Source organism: Nitrospinota bacterium, assembly GCA_016208975.1.
Taxonomy (GTDB): Bacteria; Nitrospinota_A; UBA7883; order UBA7883; family JACRLM01; genus JACQXA01.
Map to the genome: position 1 here is coordinate 497501 of JACQXA010000004.1, position 16883 is coordinate 514383.

Here is a 16883-nt window from a genome sequence, read left to right on the forward strand (position 1 = left end):
ATACTTGGGAACATAATCCAGGGAGATCCGCTCTTTTCGCCTACGGGGCTCTCACCCACTATGGCGGGCCTTCCCAGGCCCTTCGGCTAAGATTGGATTTTTTGACTCCCCGGCCGGTCCGCAACCCGGCCCAATCATGTCCCGCAACCCCGGATGGGCAACGCCTGCGGGCTTGACACCCATCCGGTTTAGGCTGTTCCCTTTTCGCTCGCCGCTACTCAGGGAATCGCTCTGCTTTCTGTTCCTACAGGTACTGAGATGTTTCAGTTCCCTGCGTTGCCTTCCTTCCGCCTATGTATTCAGCGGAGGATGACGCGGATTGCTCCGCGCCCGGTTTCCCGATTCGGACATCAACGGATCAACGCCTGTTGGCGGCTTCCCGTCGCTTATCGCAACCAACTACGTCCTTCATCAGCTCTTGGCGCCAAGGCATCCCCTGAATGCCCTTTAACGCTTGATCAAAATTCTCCTCAGTGAAATTCCCGAAAACAACTGCCTCGAAAACAGTTGTTGCGGAAATCCCTGAAACCCCGCAATGTCAAAGAACCGTCCAGTCCGGCCGCCGCCAAAAGACGCGGCCAGACATGTTTATCTGGTGGAGGTGAACGGGCTCGAACCGATGACCCCCTGCTTGCAAAGCAGGCGCTCTCCCAGCTGAGCTACACCCCCATAGAAACTTTATTAAAAGGGTAATGGTGGGCCTAGTTAGATTTGAACTAACGACCTCACGCTTATCAGGCGTGCGCTCTAACCAACTGAGCTATAGGCCCCACGATCCGAAAACTGATTAATTCACTAAACAGCTTTACGGAACGTCAGGCCTGCCGACGCCCGCAAACCCCTAATTACTTAAAATAATATAAGGGAGCGCGCCTGTATAAAAAGCAATCGCGGAACGACCTTGGGATTCAGGAGACTTCCCGAAGGAACTCCCCAGAAAATCCTTAGAAAGGAGGTGATCCAGCCGCAGGTTCCCCTACGGCTACCTTGTTACGACTTCACCCCAATCATCAACCATACCTTAGACGGCTCCCCCCTTGCGGTTAGGATACCGGCTTCTGGTACAACCAACTTTCGTGGTGTGACGGGCGGTGTGTACAAGGCCCGGGAACGTATTCACCGTGGCGTGCTGATCCACGGTTACTAGCGATTCCAGCTTCATGGAGTCGAATTGCAGACTCCAATCCGAACTGAGACCGGTTTTATGAGATTGGCTCCCCCTCGCGGGTTTGCGGCTCTTTGTACCGGCCATTGTAGCACGTGTGTAGCCCTGGACATAAGGGCCATGAGGACTTGACGTCATCCCCACCTTCCTCCGGCTTGTCACCGGCAGTTCCCCTAGAGTGGCCCGGCATAACCCGCTGGCAACTAAGGGTAAGGGTTGCGCTCGTTGCGGGACTTAACCCAACATCTCACGACACGAGCTGACGACAGCCATGCAGCACCTCTACGCTCGTCCCGAAGGAACTCTCCATCTCTGGAGATAGCAAGCGCAGTTCAAGCCCAGGTAAGGTTCTTCGCGTTGCGTCGAATTAAACCACATGCTCCACCGCTTGTGCGGGCCCCCGTCAATTCCTTTGAGTTTCAGCCTTGCGACCGTACTCCCCAGGCGGAGCGCTTAACGCGTTAGCTGCGACGCAGAAGGGGTCGATACCTCCTACATCTAGCGCTCATCGTTTACAGCCAGGACTACCGGGGTATCTAATCCCGTTTGCTCCCCTGGCTTTCGCGTTTCAGTGTCAGTTACGGTCCAGGAGGCCGCCTTCGCCTCTGGTGTTCTTCCCAATATCTACGCATTTCACCGCTACACTGGGAATTCCGCCTCCCTCTCCCGCACTCAAGCCGTCCAGTTTCAAAAGCGCTTCTCCGGTTGAACCGAAGGCTTTCACTTCTGACTTAAACAGCCACCTACACGCCCTTTACGCCCAATGATTCCGAACAACGCTAGCCCCCTCTGTATTACCGCGGCTGCTGGCACAGAGTTAGCCGGGGCTTCCTTTGACGGTACAGTCAGCCTGATGGGATATTAGCCCACCAGGGTTTCTTCCCGCCCGACAGGAGTTTACAACCCGAAAGCCTTCATCCTCCACGCGGCGTCGCTGCGTCAGGGTTTCCCCCATTGCGCAATATTCCTCACTGCTGCCTCCCGTAGGAGTCTGGACCGTGTCTCAGTTCCAGTGTGGCTGATCGTCCTCTCAGACCAGCTAGACATCGTAGCCTTGGTGGGCCATTACCCCGCCAACTAGCTAATGTCCCGCGAGCCCATCCCCCGGCGATAGCTTATAAATAGAGGCCACCTTTAAACGCGAGGACCGCAGTCCCGCGTCATAATCCGGTATTAGCTCACCTTTCGGCGGGTTATCCCCGACCGAGGGGCAGGTTACTCACGTGTTACTCACCCTTGCGCCACTTTACAAACGCCCCGAAGGACGTCTTCTCGTTCGACTTGCATGTGTTAGGCACGCCGCCAGCGTTAGTTCTGAGCCAGGATCAAACTCTCCAGTTTAAATCCTGCTTCTTACTCCGTCCGGCCCGAAGGCCGCCGGAGCGATAAATCAAAAAATCAACGGTCATCTTCCCTTGCGGAAAGACGACACCCGCGACTGCTTCTTAAATAATTCAGGCGCGCTCCCTCGATTTCAAAGAACCATGCCCGCCGGCTTTTTATCGGAAAACCGATCCTCCCAGCGGGAAACTCTAATGCTATGACAGGCCCAATCAGATGTCAACCTGTTTTTCGAAGTTTTTTAAACTCCCAGGTTTTAAGGCCGCCTGGCGTTTCCGCCCGCCGCCTTCATCCGATCAAGCCCGCAATTTAAAAGAGCCGTTTTCCCCCGCAGACATTTACTGCGCGGGAAACATGAATGCTATATCAAACCACTTTGCCGGGTCAAGCGGAAATTTGAAGTTTTTTCATCGGGAGGAAACCACCCTTTGGCCGCAGGGACAAACCACCCCTGCTTGTTAAAACCGCAATTTCAAAACCTGACCACCTTGAGGCCGTAACCTCATCCTGTAAGTATCTTAGGAACATGGCGCCCCAATGTCAAGGTTGAGTTAGACCTGATCAGCTGATTATTCCGGACTGCTGGGATGATATCGCGCAGGGCTTTAATATTCATATTAGTACAGCTTCCCGGCTGGGGTCATGAAATCATGGAAAGACGCCGGGAAGATGGATTTCCGGCGCCGGGAGGTTGTCTTAAGAAGTGATATGCGTCTTGGATGGCGGCGGTTCGGTACGCCCAACCGGGCGGCCAAGAAGCCAGGATTGTCCGTGGCGGAGCGACCCAGGGGAAGGTAACGGGGAAACCGCCCCGGCGTAAGGCTTCGCGCTCGCCACTCCGCCTTATGAGGGTGGGGAGAGGGAATCCGTGGTCAACGACCACTGGGAAGCGCCGGGAAATACGGCGTATGGCTGGATGGCCGGGAGTTTGCCCTGGAGGCGCGGCGCGCCTGAATGAACGATGGAAGAAACCGGGGTCGGGCGACCCCGGGGAAGCGAAAATAAGCAACCGTAGCGGGTCGCCCAGCTATGGAGGGAACCGGGGTCGGGCGGCCACGGGGAAGCGAATGGTGTCATGCCGGATTCAATCCGGTATCCGGGCTTCAACTCCCCTTGCGCTGGAGGCCCGGATCCCGGCTCGCGCTGTCGCTTGGCCGGGATGACACATGGCGCTTGAGCTTTTCCCCCCAATAAGGCGCTGTTCCCGGCTCGCGCTGTCGCTTGGCCGGGATGACACATGGCGCTACACGAGGTGTTTTCCACCTCGCGGTTCCGGCTAAATGGTTTTTGATATTGTTAACGGATTAGCCTGGCTTTAAAATGCATTCTTTAATTTTGAACCATACGGAAGCTATAAATATATGAATCTCGCTAAAACCAGCACGCTGGATTTCGTAAAGATCTTCTCCAGGGCGGTGAGGGACCTGGTGCAGGGCTCCACCGGCAAGCCCATCAATGTTTCCAAAACCGCCATGCAGATAACCGGCATCCAGATAACCGGAGCCATAGGGGCGTTCGTCACCTTCTCCGGCGACTATAGCGGCATCATGGTGCTTAACTTCGAGGGGGAGACGGCCCTTGAGCTGGTGCAGGACTCCCTTACGCGGATGGGCCTTTCCAAAGAGGACATACCCACCCATTACGGCAACGACGAGGTGCGCAACAACATCGGCGAGATGACCAACCAGATAATCGGCAAATGCAGGACCATGGTGCAGGATATCTACGACCTGTCGGCCAGGGCGAATATCCCCGCGGTGGTGCCCATTACGGTGCCGGTGGCGCTTTCCATGGTGGCCAAGGAGCCCAGGGACCTTGAGTGCGTAAGGGTCTCTTTCACCACGGCCAAGCGGAACAAGTTTTACATGGAGCTGGCGCTGGAGCCAATTTTAGGCTCCCCCATGGAGCTATAGATCTGGCTCCACCTTTAATTTTCAGGAACCCGCCCCTGGGCGCGCCGGGGCGGAAAGGGAAATCCCATATATGGAAAACGCTTTAAAAATGGTCCGGGCGGAGCTTTTGGCGTTGAAAGCCCCGGAGGCGGACAAGGCTCTTGCGGCATTTACCCGGGGCGAGGGCCATATGCGGGCCAGGGAGTTTTACAAGGCCGCCGAGGCTTTCAACGAGGCGGTGGAGATGGCGGACGCGCCCACGTTCCGCCTGCGGTTTTCCCAGTGCGCCCTGGAGATGGGGAAAACCCATGACGCCATACATTCAGCCCGGCGGGCCCTGGAGCTTTCTGAAACGCTGGACCACGCCGCATTATACATAGCCTCTTGCCAACAGCTTTCAAGGGCGCTGATGGAGGAGGCCGATTTCCCCAAGGCCGTTGTATTCGCCCAGGAGGCGCTGGAAGTGGCGTTGAAGCTGGGTGAGGCTGAAACCACCGCGTCGGCGTTAAACCTTTTGGGGTTGTGCCATTCCCGGGGCGGCGCCCACAAGCGCGGGCTGGAGAACTATCTAAAGGCGCTGGCGCTGGAAAGCGCGGGCCTGGCCGGAAAGACACTGGCCGACACGCTGGGCAATATCGGCTCTGCCCGGTATTTCCTTGGGGAGTTGGACGAGGCGCTGGCCTCGCATCAAAGGGCGCTGGCGATATATGAAGAGACCGGCGACGGGCCATCGCTGGGAATGTGCCATTACAACCTGGGGCTGGCCCTGGAGCGCCTAGGGAAAACAGACGATGCCCGGGCGCATTACGGGAAATCGGCGGACATTTTCGAGTCCGAAGGGATGGAGAAGCATTTGAAGGCGGCGCGGGCCTCGCTGGAGGAGCTTTAGAGCCGGGATGAGGCTTTTTCCTCATTTTGGGGCCGCTTTGTTGTATCTTATAGGATTGTTGAATTACGCGGTTTGATTTGGAGGCGAAATAACAGGACATGGCGGTAAGGTTTCTGGTGGCTATCCTCGTATTGGCGTTGATCGGGGGGTCGCTTTTCTTAAGTTTCGGCGGATTGGCGGGGAATAACGCCCCGGAGGCCGTCCAGCAGGCCCAGGGCGAAAGCGCGCCCAAGCCCGCGTTCACCCTTGACGGCCAGCAGGCCGGCGCCCAGACCGTAAAGCAGGAGCCGGTGAAGATAGATTACGCGGCGATACCCGATGTGATAGCCGAGGTGGGCGGCGTGAAAGTTAAGAAAGACGTGCTCGTGCGCGCCTTGCAGGGGCTGGAGAAAACCTTCGCAATGACCGGGCAGAGCCTTACGAAGGACAAGCTGGACGGCATCCGCAACACCATTGTGGACAACATAATCAACAACGAGTCGCTCTACCAGAAAGCCGAAAAAGACGGCGTGCAGGTTGACTCCGCCAAGGTGGAAGAGAGCCTGGCGCATATAAAAGGCCAGTTCAAGGAAGAAGGCGCCTTTAAGAAGATGCTCCAGGAACAGGGGATGACCGAGGATGACGCCCGCAGGGAGATAACCCGCGGCTTGCGCATCCGCGCCATGCTGGACAAGAACGTGTTAAGCGCCGTGAAGGTGACGCCGGAGGAAGTGAAGAAATACTACGACGTGAACCAGATGGAGTTTGAGCGCAAAGAAATGGCCCGCGCCTCCCACATACTGGCCAAGTTTGACGGGGCGGACCAGGCCTCCAAAGACAAGGCGAAAAAGAAGATAGAGTCCATAGAGAAGAAGCTTAAGGACGGGGCCGATTTCGCCAAGCTTGCCATGGCCGAAAGCGACGACCCGGGCACGGCCAAAAACGGCGGCCAGCTTGGGTTCTTCAGCCGGGGCATGATGGTGCCGGAGTTTGAGAAGGCGGCGTTTGACACCCAGGCCGGCAAGCTTTCGGCGGTGGTGGAGACCAAGTTCGGCTACCACATCATAAAGGTGGACGAGAAGCGCCCGGCGGGGGTTGTGAGCTTCGAGGAAGCCAAGGCCCCCATCGAGTCGAAGCTTAAGAACCAGCAGGCTACCGTCAAGGTGCAGGAGTTCATTAAAGAGCTGAAGAAATCCATGAACGTGAAGAAGTTCATCTAGTTTTTTCAGCGACGCTTTTTAAAAAGGCCGGCGCCTCAAAACGCCGGTCTTTTTTATTTGGCGCGGGCTTGCGGCGAGAGGGAAATGTCTTCCGGTTTGATGGCGCGCCTGTTAATGAAGCTTGCGGCCCGGGAGCGGTTGGCGTAACAATAGGCGCAACCCATCACACAGGTGTCGTAAGCGCCGATGTCTTTTGATTCCGCGCAGGCGCAGGCGGGCCGGGTGGGTTTTTTGGGGATGGACGTTAAATCCTTACCAGTCACATCAGACAGCCTATCTATATCAATGCATGCGGTTTTGCCTATCATGGGGGCCAGCCCAGGCTCGCAACAGCTTTCGAGGGTCATGCCGTGATTCCCGGCGGCCCCGGCCATTTCTTGCGCCAGCGCGGCCATTTCCTCTGGCGGAACACCAATCAAACTGGCGTCATTGGCGGCCAGGACCGGTTTAAGGTTCCTGTCCAGCTTCCTGTACCAGTCCACGAATGAAATCACGCAGGTGTCCGTGGCGCCTTCCAGCGATTTGGCCAGACGTTTAAACCGCTCAAGATGCCAGCGAAAATCCGTTTTGGCGGTGATAAGGATCGGGTCGTACCGCCACACCACGGAACGGGGGCCGAATTCCGAGCGGATAGAATGGGCTATCCTGGCGGATTTCCCCGGCGCTGGCGTGGCCGGATCCAGGAATCTTGGGTAATCGAGCATGGTGCACTGGCAGTAGAACCGGTATCCCATGCCATATAGCGCCCGCAGGTTTTTGAGCATGGGGGCGTAGTTGCGGGACCAGAACACGATGCCGTCCACATCCTCTTTTTTCAAGGACACCGTTGTGGCTGAGCCATTAAAGGGGTTCACCACCATGCAGTGGCCTTTGCGGACCTTGTCCATGAACCAGTCCCCATAGAATGCCGGGATGTCGGTTCGCCGGGAGGCCGAGATGATAGCCATGATGTTTATAATGGCGGGGTTTGTGGTGATTTGGCAAGGCCGCGGGCCCGCTTTGGGAAATTGGTGCCCTGGTTCGGATTCGAACCGAAACGGGTCTCCCCACCACCCCCTCAAGATGGCGTGTCTACCAGTTCCACCACCAGGGCATATAAAAAGCCATCCGGCCCGTGGTGGGCCGGATTTTTGGTGAAGGGGTATTATAGCAAAAGCCGCCGGGCGGTCTATCAAAAAAACCGGTCGTGTCTCAGTTTGAAAGTACAGGGGAGATTCTTCGCTTACGCCCGGAATGACAATATAAAAGCCGTTGATACATTGTCATCCTGGGCGAAGCGCAAGCGAAGTGAAGGATCTGTCTATTATTTGAGATTCAAACTGGGACACCACCAAAAAACCCGGACGCATGCTCAAATCCGTGAAAGCCCATATAATGGCCTAATGGAAAACGTAAGGGCGCGCGCCGTTGTGTATGGGATTGTGCAGGGGGTCTTCTTCCGGGCCACCACGGCGGACGAGGCTGTCCGCATAGGAGGGCTCACCGGCCGGGTGCGGAACCTTCCGGATGGCGCCGTTGAAGTGTTGTGCGAAGGCCCCAGCGACAAGGTGGAAAAGCTTGTGGCGTGGCTGTGGAGAGGCCCGCCATCGGCCAGGGTTTCCGACGTGAAAGTGGTATGGGAAAACGCCACCGGAGAGTTCCATTCGTTCAGGGTCGCCCGTTAGACTGCGCGTTAAGACCGGCTCCAAACTACGCCGGATAGCTGGACAACTGTCCGCGTCACCTTGCCGGTTATTGCCGTTCGCCGACGATTGGTTCCATTCGCCGAAACCGGTATTGCAAGTTGAAATCCGCAGTATTATCTTATGCTCAGGATACAAGGCGTAATGGCCCTGCATCCTAAGACATTGTGGCGCGCTCCGTGATGGACATTAAAAAAGCCGGGGAATGGGGATTTCCTGGGAGTCACGGAGCGCTTTTTTTACGCCAAATCCTCCCCCAACCGCTCTTTTAGCTCTTTGTAATACTTTCTTCCCACGGGGGTGGGATCGTTGATGCCCTCCACCGTGAGGGTGTATTTGCCCCCCTGCTCCACCTTCATGCTTTTTATACGGGAAAGCCGCGCAATGGCTGTCCTGTGGACACGGATAAAATCCTCCGGCAAACGCCGCTCTAAAAAATCAAGCCCGCGGGAGCAAAGCTTCACCCCGCCTTTCACCAGATGTATCTCGCAATAATCCCCCGCCGAGCGGATGAGGATTATGGAGCCTACCGGCACGGGGACAATCCCCTGTTTCTCTTTTATCAATATGCTGGTCATGGCTGGCGATTTGTCCGGCGAAGGCCCGGGCACGCGGGAAAGGGCCTGCTCCAGCCGCTCCTGGGAAAAAGGTTTCACAAGATAGTCCCGCACCCCATGCTCGAAGGCGGACAGGGCATGCTCCGGATAGGCCGTGGCCACTATGGTGTCGAAGGGGCCGGAGAGGAACTCTTTCAAAAGCTCCATGCCCGGCTGGCCCATGACGTTGAGGTCCAGGAACAGCAGGTCCAGCGGATGGGCCAGGCGCTCCCGGGCCTTTTCGATGGTGGGGCAAATATCGATACCGGCTATTATGAGCCCCGGCGCGCGGGAGAGCATCCGGCTCAACTGCCTGGCGGCGGCCGGTTCATCCTCCACTATCACTATTTTCATCCCCGTCCCCATGGCATCTCCACAACCGCCTCGTAATGCCCGTCTTCTTTCCTGCCGTGGGTGAAGCTGAAACTGTCGCCATACAAAAGCTCCAGCCGGGCCTGGACGTATTGCCCGCCCATGCCGGTGGAGTCGTGGTTCTGGCTCTCCACCCCGTCATCGTTCACTATTATCCGCAGTTTTTCGGAGGCTTCCAGGGTGATTCGCACCAGCCCCGTCCGCCTGCTTGAAAACCCGTGCTTGAAGGAGTTCTCCACCAGGTTGAAAATTATGAGCGGCGGTATCTGGATGGGGGCCTCTTCCCGGTAACCGTCCACCCGCAACATAAACTGCGCCTCGAACCGCTGGTTCATCAGCGCCACATAATCGGTGATAACCTCCATCTCCTCTTTCACCGTTATCAATTCCCGGGAGGAATACTGGATGACCCGCCGGAGTAGCGATGTGAGGTTCAACAGCATATCCTCGGCGGTTTTTGGGGAGTCTTCTATATACGCCCTCACAGCGGAAAGGCTGTTGAGGAGGAAATGGGGCTGGATGAGGTTTTTAAGGGTCTGGGTTTCCAGTCTTAAGGCGCGGTCGTGGCTGTCGGCGGCCTCCTGGGCGGCGCCCACCAGCCTTTCGTAGAACACCACCCATCCCGCCAGCAGGAAGGCCCTGCCCAGGGAGACGCCAAGTATATAGGGCCAGACGCGCTCTGTAAGAAGATGGGGGGCGATCATCGCCAGTTCGGCCAGTCTTTGCGGCCCGTCCACCAGCATGGCCGTGGGGATGGAGATAAGCAGGAAATGCCATACAACCGGCCATTTGCTCCTGTTGGGCCCCCACAGTTTGGGCTGGGAAAGATACCTGGTGAAGGAATAGGCCAGAATGCCGGTGATAAGCGACCCGGAGCAGATGAGCGCCATTATCCTCAGCAGGTACCCCATGGGAGTGATGGTGAACTGGATGAGATGTGGTATGGCCCCCACCGCCGACACCGCCACGGGCAGGGCCACCAGGTAGAAAAGCTTGTCGCGCTGTTCCAACGGTTTGTTGGCCCAATAGGCCGGGTAAGAGTTTATTGGCATCGTGCGGGCGTGTGTCTGTTTTTCTCTGGCCTGCTCGGCTTCGTACCGGCAAATGATTTACAACGGTTGTCCGTTCCATACAACGGCGCCATTGTTGTTTTATCCATCATTGTTTAATCTGGCGATAGTCTTTGGGATCAAGACACTCATCGTAAAACATTGAATCAAAGGGGAACCAATCTGTCTTGTTGATTCCTCTTTTATTTTTAGACAATGAACTTTTCGGGAATGCTGAAACAAGTTTAATCCATCGGCCTGATACTCCAGCCTGCTCTTTAATTTCCTGCACAGCCTCTGTCAAATCCTGATCCTGGCTGAAAATCACCGCAACATCGTATGATCCCTGCCGGGCAAGTCGCACCATGTCGAGCGCGATGCGTATGTCAATTCCTTTTTCCCTTCCATTCCTTATTGGGCGTGAAAAAGCGTGTATGCCCGATCTTCCCATGTGCGCAAGCTTGGCCGTCCAAAACTGATGCCAATGTTTATTTTCTTCGAGGCTTGGGATTCCGGTGTAAAACTTCACCCCTTTTAATTCCCATCGGTTCAACTGGCAAATCTTCATGGAAAGCTTTATAGGGTCAAAGCTTGGCCATGTTATTTCAAAGGCTTCTTTTGCGCAGTGAAAAAGATTTTGCCCATCAAAGAAACAAGTGGCTCTTTTAATCGCTGGTTCTGTGATCATGGCAGGCGGGTAAAAAATAACCCCGTTCGAGGTTGAATGGCCTTACAGCCATTAGACATGTCGAACGGGGAGCAAATAACGTCTCTATTGATATTTTTATCTGATGAATAACGTCTGTCAATATGAATCATTATACGATCTCCAGTTCCCGTCTTGGTTTAGGGCTGACTTTGAACGGTAATCATATCCATGCCATTATACAACCCCGGAAGCCGTGAAGGCTCCGCCAAACCGGCGGGCTCCAGTTTCTGGCGCGTCATGCCGTAAAATGCCTTACAATCCTCTTATGGCTTTTTGCCGGGAAACACGAATCAAGACTTGGGAGCTTACATGGCCATAGCCGAATTGGACAAGGAAACAACCATCCCCGAAACGTTGCTGGTCCTGGGCGAAAACGCCCGGCGGGCGTCCAGAAAACTTGCCACGCTTTCCACGGCGGTGAAGAACGCCGCTTTAATAAAAATGGCGGAGGCGCTGGAAGCCAAGGCCGGGCAAATCATAGCGGCCAACCAGAAGGATATGGACGCGGGCGCAAAATCCGGCCTGTCCCCGGCCATGCTGGACCGGCTCAAGCTGGACAATAAAAGAATATCCGCCATGGCCGACGGGCTCCGGGAAGTGGCCGCCCTGCCGGATCCGGTGGGCGAGGTGACGGGCATGAAACGCAGGCCCAACGGCATGGTGGTGGGCAAGATGCGCGTGCCGCTGGGCGTTGTGGGAATAATTTACGAGTCCCGCCCCAACGTTACGGCGGACACGGCGGCGCTCTGCCTGAAATCGGGCAACGCGGTGATACTGCGCGGCGGGTCGGAATCCATAAACTCAAACATCGCCATCGCCGATATATTGGAAGAGGCGGCGGTGGCCGCGGGAACGCCGGAAGGCTCCATCCAGCTGGTGCCCACTACAGACCGGGCGGCTGTAAAAGCCCTTTTGCGGATGGACAAGCATATAGACATCATCATCCCCCGGGGCGGGTATGAGCTTATCCGGTTCGTCACCGAGAATTCGCTGATCCCCGTGGTGAAACACGATAAAGGCGTTTGCCACGTATATGTGGACAAGGGGGCCGACCTTGCCATGGCGGAGAATATCACCATGAACGCCAAGGTCCAGCGTCCCGGGGTGTGCAACGCGGCGGAAACCCTGCTGGCTCATAAAGACATAGCCGGAGCGTTCCTGCCCGGCATGATAAAGAAACTACAGGCCGCCGGGGTGGAGATTCGCGGTTGCCCGGCCACCATGGCCATTGCGCCCGGGGTGAAACCGGCCACGGAAGAAGACTGGGCCGAGGAATACCTGGACCTGATACTGGCCGTGCGCGTGGTGGACGGTTTTGAGCAGGCGCTGGACCACATAAACCAGTACGGCTCCCAGCATACCGAAGCCATCGTAACGTCAGACTACAAGACCGCCCAGGAGTTCCTGAACCGGGTGGACTCTTCGGCGGTGATGGTGAACGCCTCCACCCGGTTCAACGACGGCGGCCAGTTCGGCCTTGGGGCGGAGGTGGGCATATCCACCCAGAAGCTTCACGCCCGTGGCCCCATGGGGCTGGAGGAGCTTACCTGCCAGAAGTTCATCGTTTACGGCGACGGGCAGGTGCGGGAATAAGCGCGAAGGGCTATACTTGAAATTGAGCGGTGATTCGACCACTGGTGAACCGATGAAAGTGGGAGTAATGGGTGGTTCCTTCAACCCCATACATATAGGTCATCTGGTGGCGGCCAACGAAGTGGCCCACAAGATGGCCCTCGACAGGGTGTATTTCGTGCTTTCGGCGCGGCCGCCCCACAAGGACGAGCAGGAGCTTTTCAACCAGGAAAGCCGCTACCGGATGATGGAGCTGGCCCTGGCGGGCAATCCTGTTTTCCGCCCGTCCAGGGTGGAGATGGACAGGCCCGGCCCCAGCTATACCATAGACACCATGCGCCATTACAAGGATAAATACGGCGAGTCCGTCTATTTCATCCTGGGGCAGGACGCAATGGAAGACATCGGCCACTGGCATTCGGCCCCAACCCTGCTCAAGACGCTCAACTTCATAGTGGTGGCCAGGCCGGGTTACGACGCGTCGGCGCTGATGGAGGTTTTGCAGGGGGTCCTGTCGGCGATGTACAAGAACATAAGGATTATCCACGCGGGCCATGAGGACGGCGACGACGTTTACAGCGTGGAGGGCTCTTCGACAACCATCCGCGTAATAAGGATTACCCAGCTGGACATTTCCTCCTCGTCCATAAGGCGCAGGATAGCCGCCAGGGAGCCCATAAAGTATCTTGTGCCCGGCGTGGTGGAGCGGTATCTTATAGAAGAGGAAGTGTTGCCCTCTGAAAGAGGCCTGGCGGAGGCTGGCGAGGGCGAAGAAAACGGTAACGGAGATTGATGACCCTGACTTTATCCGAGAAAGCGCTGTTGTGCTATAATTCCGCGCTGGACAAAAAAGCTCTTGATGTCCTTGCGCTGGATTTAAGGGGTATATCCGATGTGGCTGACGTTTTTTTAATAGCGTCCGGCACATCGAGGCAACAGGTTCAGACTATTATTAACGCCGTGGAAGAGTCTTTGCGTGGCTCTGGCGAGCGGAGTATCCGCATCGAGGGATACGAATCCGCCAGGTGGGCCTTGCTGGACGCCGGCGATGTGATAGTCCATGTCTTCCAGGAGGAGACGAGGGAATATTACGGGCTGGACAGGCTATGGGGAGACGCGGCCGAGTTCGCGTTTGAAACAGCGGCCTAGAACGCCAGCCATAATTCAGGGCGCCGGAGCGGCCGCCAATTTCCGGGAATCGAGAGATGGAAAAGGAAAAACTGGACAAGTTCCGCCAGACACTCGTAGCCATGCGGGAACGCATAGCCGACGATTTTGAGAGGGCCGTAAGCTCCAGCGCCGAGGAGTTCGGCTCCGACGTGCCGGACATAAACGACGACGCCACCCGCACCATCAACCGTAGCGTGCTCATGGAGATAAGCGGCAAAAGCCATGAGACCCTGTTGCAGATAGACGAGGCGCTGGCCAGGATAGACGGCGGCGATTACGGCCAGTGCATGGAATGCGGCGAGGACATCCCGGAAAAACGGCTGGAGCTGTTGCCGTTCGCCCAGTTCTGCGTAAGGTGCAAGGAAAGGCTTGAAAAAGAATCCTCCGAGGGCGGCTAGGGGCCCAGCTTAAAAAACCTATGCCCATCCGCCTTCTTCTACTGCTGGTCACGGTTCTGGCCGCCTTCCTCTACATCACTTTTCTAAACCCGCGCCCCGTGGAGCTGAACTATTACCCCGGCCTTAGGGCGCAGTCTTACCTTTCCATAATCTCGCTGGGCTCTTTTTGCCTGGGAGTGGTTTCGGTATTCGCGCTGTATTTTTACGACTCCATTCTGGAAACCATAAGCGGCTGGCGGAAATCCGCCCAGGAAAAACGGGCCGGACGGGTGCGCCAGATGAGGGAAGACGCCGAGGAGAGCCTGGCGCTGGACAACCGGAGCGGCGCCGAAAAACTTTATAGGAAGGCGCTGGCCCACGACCCGGCGCATGTCCCCTCCCTTGTGGCGCTGGGGAAACTGCGCAGGGAGGATGGAGACCTGGCGGAGGCCATAGAACTGCACTCGCGCGCCAGGGCGGTGGAGCCGGAAAATGTCATGGCCGCTCTCGAACTGGCGGAGGATTACGTCCGCGCCAGAAGCCTCAACGCCGCGCTGGCCATCCTGCGGGAATGCAGGGAGTCGGCGGGGCGCTCCATACCGCCGCTGGCGAAGATAAGGGACATCTACCTGCTCGTGGGCAATTACGAGGAGGCGCTGGAGATACAAAAAGAGGTGGCGGCGCTGGCGCCGGTGGACAGGGCTGAAGAGGAGCGGTCGCTGGTGGCGGCGTTCATCTACCAGATCGCCCGGGGCAGGCTGAAGTCCGGGGATTTCGACAACGCGATGGAAGGTTTTAGGGCGGCCTTGCGGGCCGATGAAAGTTTCACCCCCGCGGTGTACGAGCTTGCCGCCACGCTCAACAGGACGGGCCGCCGGAGCGAAGCGTTGAAAACGTTGCGGAAAGGTTTTAAAAGCACACGGTCGCCCGCCCTGCTCCGCTCGCTGGTGGACGCTTTGCTGGAGGAGGGGCTTGCCAGCGAGGCCGAAGAGGAGCTTTTGAGGGCGCAGGACCTGTACGATGAGGACACCATAAACCTTATGATGGCCGACGTCCGCCTGCGTTCGGGCGATCCGGCCGGGTCCAGGGACGCCCTCGACCACATAGAAGGGGCGCTTGCCGACTGCACTTTCAGCCACCTCATCCGGGCCCGTATCAGGCGCGGCGAGAATAATGTGGACTGGGCCTTGGCGGCCCTGGACAAAGCTTATGAGGCGGAGGCCGACGGGCTTTTCATCCATATCTGCTCCGCCTGCGGCCATGTGGAGCGGGGCATTTTCGGCCGGTGCGCGAAATGCGGCCGGTGGAACACCGGCAAGCCCACCATAATCTGACCCGGCCCGGCGCCAGCGTTCCCGCGCCAAAAATGCCTATTGTCATACTCCCACGCCCCTCCATGGGCATATATTAAATTTTAAGGATGGCTCGGTGGAGGTTGTTATGGCAAAAGACGAAGCGATATTAAAATATCTAACCGGGGTTATAGACCCCGAAGTGGGGCTGGACGTGGTGTCCATGGGGCTGGTTTACAACGCCGAAGACAAGGATGGAGATATCGTGGTGGAAATGACCATGACATCCCCCGCATGCCCCATGGGGAACATGATCCAGGGCCAGGCGCGGTCCGCCCTCCGGAGCGCTTTCCCCCAGGCCAAATCGGTTAGCGTGCTTCTGGTGTGGGATCCGCCCTGGAGCCCGGCCATGATGACCGTGGAAGCGCGGAATAAACTTGGCCTTGGGGTGGACTAAAGGGGCCGGTAATGAGCCAAATATCGTTCCGCCGCCTGCCGATCCTGGCGGTGGGGATGTTTACGCTGGTCGCGGGGATTCTTGGCGGACTGCTCCGCCTGGGGCTTCCAATTCCCGCGCAAGGCGCCTACCAACTGGCGGAATACCACGGGCCGCTGATGGTATGCGGCTTCCTTGGAGTGGTGATAGGGCTGGAGCGGGCGGTGGCTTTCGGGAAAATCCCTGGCTATCTGCCACCTGTAATTACCGGTTTGGGCGGGCTTTCGATTTTGTTCAACATCTCCATAACCGGCGGCCAGCTTCTGATACTTTTTGGCAGTCTGGGACTGGTTGCGGTGTACGGGGCGATTCTGCGGATCCAGTCCTCCATGGCCACGGGGGTGATGGGGATTGGGGCGGCGCTTTGGGCGGCGGGCAACCTGCTTTGGCTAGACGGCCATCCCCTGTCCATCGCCGCCCTTTTCTGGGCCGGGTTCCTGATACTCACCATAGCCGGGGAGCGGCTGGAGCTTTCCCGCATGCGCCTTCCGGAAGGATTCGTGAACGTCCTTTTCGTCGCCGCGACATCCGTTTTGCTGTTGGGGCTTTTGGTGAGCGTCTTCACGCCCGCCGCCGGTGTGAAAATCGCCGGGGCTGGAATGATCGGAACGGCTTTATGGCTCATGCGGTTCGACATAGCGCGGAACACGGTGAAAATGACCGGGCTCACCCGTTTCGTGGCGGTATGCGTGCTCACCGGTTATTTCTGGCTGGCCCTGGGCGGCGCCTTGGCCCTGGCCGCCCCGGAATGGCCCGCCGGGTTTTTATATGACGCCGTCCTGCATTGCGTGTTCCTGGGTTTTGTTTTCGGCATGATATTCGGCCACGCGCCCATAATTTTCCCCGCCATTTTAAACGTGGCCGTGCCCTACTCGCCTGTTTTCTACTTCCACCTGGCGCTGATGCAAGCGTCGCTGGCGGCCAGAATCGCCGGCGACATGCTGGAATCGCCCGGCTGGCTGACCCTTGGCGGAGCGGCCAACGCGGCGGCTGTCGGGTTGTTTTTAATCAACACCATTATGGCGGTTACCAGGGGGCGCTCCACGCAATCCCGGCCTGACCGGTAAACAACCCGGCCCAGC

16 protein-coding genes, 3 tRNA genes and 2 rRNA genes (1 of these 21 cut by a window edge) are annotated in these 16883 nt (G+C 57.3%); 12 read left to right on the forward strand and 9 right to left on the reverse strand.

Translation table 11 applies throughout. The features are described 5' to 3' along the window. The 4 genes from HY751_05985 to HY751_06000 form a co-directional block, all read right to left on the reverse strand. A 23S ribosomal RNA gene (locus tag HY751_05985) occupies window positions 1-461 on the reverse strand; it reaches 2532 nt to the left of the window's first position. A 132-nt stretch (window positions 462-593) separates the two neighbouring features. Then, window positions 594-669, reverse strand: a tRNA-Ala gene (locus tag HY751_05990). Between the two features lie 24 nt (window positions 670-693). Next, window positions 694-770, reverse strand: a tRNA-Ile gene (locus HY751_05995). A 174-nt stretch (window positions 771-944) separates the two neighbouring features. After that, a 16S ribosomal RNA gene (locus HY751_06000) occupies window positions 945-2506 on the reverse strand. The 16S and 23S rRNA genes sit together here with 2 tRNA genes alongside, the layout of an rRNA operon. A gap of 642 nt (window positions 2507-3148) precedes the next feature. Between HY751_06000 and HY751_06005 the strand changes: the two genes are divergently transcribed. The 4 genes from HY751_06005 (at window position 3149) to HY751_06020 (ending at window position 6486) form a co-directional block, all read left to right on the forward strand. Further along, complete coding sequence (locus HY751_06005; protein MBI4665946.1) at window positions 3149-3304, forward strand: hypothetical protein; 156 nt, start codon at window positions 3149-3151, stop codon at window positions 3302-3304. A gap of 563 nt (window positions 3305-3867) precedes the next feature. After that, on the forward strand, window positions 3868-4419 hold the full coding sequence (locus tag HY751_06010) for a DUF3334 family protein (GenBank protein MBI4665947.1): 552 nt from the start codon (window positions 3868-3870) through the stop codon (window positions 4417-4419). 70 nt (window positions 4420-4489) lie between these two features. Next, the gene (locus HY751_06015) at window positions 4490-5287 is read left to right on the forward strand and encodes a tetratricopeptide repeat protein (GenBank protein MBI4665948.1); all 798 of its coding nucleotides are present in this window, start codon (window positions 4490-4492) and stop codon (window positions 5285-5287) included. 98 nt (window positions 5288-5385) lie between these two features. Beyond that, window positions 5386-6486, forward strand: coding sequence for a peptidylprolyl isomerase (locus HY751_06020; protein MBI4665949.1), 1101 nt, complete (start codon window positions 5386-5388; stop codon window positions 6484-6486). A gap of 53 nt (window positions 6487-6539) precedes the next feature. Here HY751_06020 and HY751_06025 read toward each other — a convergent pair whose 3' ends face one another. Together HY751_06025 and HY751_06030 are read right to left on the reverse strand one after the other, a co-directional pair. After that, window positions 6540-7433, reverse strand: a complete 894-nt coding sequence (locus tag HY751_06025) for a DUF1848 domain-containing protein (protein ID MBI4665950.1) — start codon at window positions 7431-7433, stop codon at window positions 6540-6542. A 61-nt stretch (window positions 7434-7494) separates the two neighbouring features. Further along, window positions 7495-7579, reverse strand: a tRNA-Leu gene (locus HY751_06030). A gap of 289 nt (window positions 7580-7868) precedes the next feature. On the opposite strand from HY751_06030, the gene HY751_06035 reads away from it, so the two are divergent. Then, a complete protein-coding gene (locus HY751_06035) occupies window positions 7869-8150 on the forward strand; it encodes an acylphosphatase (protein ID MBI4665951.1) in 282 nt (93 codons plus the stop codon). Window positions 8151-8407: 257 nt separating this feature from the next. Here the strand turns inward: HY751_06035 and HY751_06040 are convergent, their stop codons facing one another. The 3 genes from HY751_06040 to HY751_06050 form a co-directional block, all read right to left on the reverse strand. Continuing rightward, window positions 8408-9130 carry a response regulator transcription factor gene (locus tag HY751_06040; GenBank protein MBI4665952.1) on the reverse strand — a complete coding sequence of 241 codons (723 nt, stop codon included), beginning with the start codon at window positions 9128-9130 and terminating at the stop codon, window positions 8408-8410. Next, window positions 9115-10188, reverse strand: a complete 1074-nt coding sequence (locus tag HY751_06045; GenBank protein MBI4665953.1) for a histidine kinase — start codon at window positions 10186-10188, stop codon at window positions 9115-9117. Before HY751_06045 ends, HY751_06040 begins: the two co-directional genes overlap by 16 nt. A 106-nt stretch (window positions 10189-10294) precedes the next feature. Further along, window positions 10295-10873 carry an NYN domain-containing protein gene (locus tag HY751_06050; protein ID MBI4665954.1) on the reverse strand — a complete coding sequence of 193 codons (579 nt, stop codon included), beginning with the start codon at window positions 10871-10873 and terminating at the stop codon, window positions 10295-10297. A 330-nt stretch (window positions 10874-11203) separates the two neighbouring features. Between HY751_06050 and HY751_06055 the strand changes: the two genes are divergently transcribed. The 7 genes from HY751_06055 (at window position 11204) to HY751_06085 (ending at window position 16868) form a co-directional block, all read left to right on the forward strand. Next, window positions 11204-12487: a glutamate-5-semialdehyde dehydrogenase gene (locus HY751_06055; GenBank protein ID MBI4665955.1), complete on the forward strand. Its 1284-nt coding sequence runs from the start codon at window positions 11204-11206 to the stop codon at window positions 12485-12487. Window positions 12488-12539: 52 nt separating this feature from the next. Beyond that, window positions 12540-13259, forward strand: coding sequence for a nicotinate-nucleotide adenylyltransferase (locus tag HY751_06060; protein MBI4665956.1), 720 nt, complete (start codon window positions 12540-12542; stop codon window positions 13257-13259). After that, on the forward strand, window positions 13259-13615 hold the full coding sequence (gene rsfS / locus HY751_06065; protein ID MBI4665957.1) for a ribosome silencing factor: 357 nt from the start codon (window positions 13259-13261) through the stop codon (window positions 13613-13615). Before HY751_06060 ends, rsfS begins: the two co-directional genes overlap by 1 nt. Window positions 13616-13671: 56 nt before the next feature. Beyond that, window positions 13672-14034: a TraR/DksA family transcriptional regulator gene (locus HY751_06070; GenBank protein MBI4665958.1), complete on the forward strand. Its 363-nt coding sequence runs from the start codon at window positions 13672-13674 to the stop codon at window positions 14032-14034. A 20-nt stretch (window positions 14035-14054) separates the two neighbouring features. Further along, entirely contained in the window at window positions 14055-15347 is a 1293-nt protein-coding gene (locus tag HY751_06075) for a tetratricopeptide repeat protein (GenBank protein MBI4665959.1), read from the forward strand. Window positions 15348-15453: 106 nt separating this feature from the next. Then, the gene (locus HY751_06080) at window positions 15454-15762 is read left to right on the forward strand and encodes a metal-sulfur cluster assembly factor (GenBank protein MBI4665960.1); all 309 of its coding nucleotides are present in this window, start codon (window positions 15454-15456) and stop codon (window positions 15760-15762) included. An 11-nt stretch (window positions 15763-15773) separates the two neighbouring features. Then, entirely contained in the window at window positions 15774-16868 is a 1095-nt protein-coding gene (locus HY751_06085; protein MBI4665961.1) for a hypothetical protein, read from the forward strand. Window positions 16869-16883 lie beyond the last annotated feature (15 nt).

Excerpts from the sequence above, each read along its gene's own strand:
- HY751_06005 (MBI4665946.1), top strand. The coding sequence starts at position 3,149 with ATGAAATCATGGAAAGACGCCGGGAAGATGGATTTCCGGCGCCGGGAG.
- HY751_06010 (MBI4665947.1), top strand. The coding sequence starts at position 3,868 with ATGAATCTCGCTAAAACCAGCACGCTGGATTTCGTAAAGATCTTCTCC.
- HY751_06015 (MBI4665948.1), top strand. The coding sequence starts at position 4,490 with ATGGAAAACGCTTTAAAAATGGTCCGGGCGGAGCTTTTGGCGTTGAAA.
- HY751_06020 (MBI4665949.1), top strand. The coding sequence starts at position 5,386 with ATGGCGGTAAGGTTTCTGGTGGCTATCCTCGTATTGGCGTTGATCGGG.
- HY751_06025 (MBI4665950.1), bottom strand. The coding sequence starts at position 7,433 with ATGGCTATCATCTCGGCCTCCCGGCGAACCGACATCCCGGCATTCTAT.
- HY751_06035 (MBI4665951.1), top strand. The coding sequence starts at position 7,869 with ATGGAAAACGTAAGGGCGCGCGCCGTTGTGTATGGGATTGTGCAGGGG.
- HY751_06040 (MBI4665952.1), bottom strand. The coding sequence starts at position 9,130 with ATGGGGACGGGGATGAAAATAGTGATAGTGGAGGATGAACCGGCCGCC.
- HY751_06045 (MBI4665953.1), bottom strand. The coding sequence starts at position 10,188 with ATGCCAATAAACTCTTACCCGGCCTATTGGGCCAACAAACCGTTGGAA.
- HY751_06050 (MBI4665954.1), bottom strand. The coding sequence starts at position 10,873 with ATGATCACAGAACCAGCGATTAAAAGAGCCACTTGTTTCTTTGATGGG.
- HY751_06055 (MBI4665955.1), top strand. The coding sequence starts at position 11,204 with ATGGCCATAGCCGAATTGGACAAGGAAACAACCATCCCCGAAACGTTG.
- HY751_06060 (MBI4665956.1), top strand. The coding sequence starts at position 12,540 with ATGAAAGTGGGAGTAATGGGTGGTTCCTTCAACCCCATACATATAGGT.
- rsfS (MBI4665957.1), top strand. The coding sequence starts at position 13,259 with ATGACCCTGACTTTATCCGAGAAAGCGCTGTTGTGCTATAATTCCGCG.
- HY751_06070 (MBI4665958.1), top strand. The coding sequence starts at position 13,672 with ATGGAAAAGGAAAAACTGGACAAGTTCCGCCAGACACTCGTAGCCATG.
- HY751_06075 (MBI4665959.1), top strand. The coding sequence starts at position 14,055 with ATGCCCATCCGCCTTCTTCTACTGCTGGTCACGGTTCTGGCCGCCTTC.
- HY751_06080 (MBI4665960.1), top strand. The coding sequence starts at position 15,454 with ATGGCAAAAGACGAAGCGATATTAAAATATCTAACCGGGGTTATAGAC.
- HY751_06085 (MBI4665961.1), top strand. The coding sequence starts at position 15,774 with ATGAGCCAAATATCGTTCCGCCGCCTGCCGATCCTGGCGGTGGGGATG.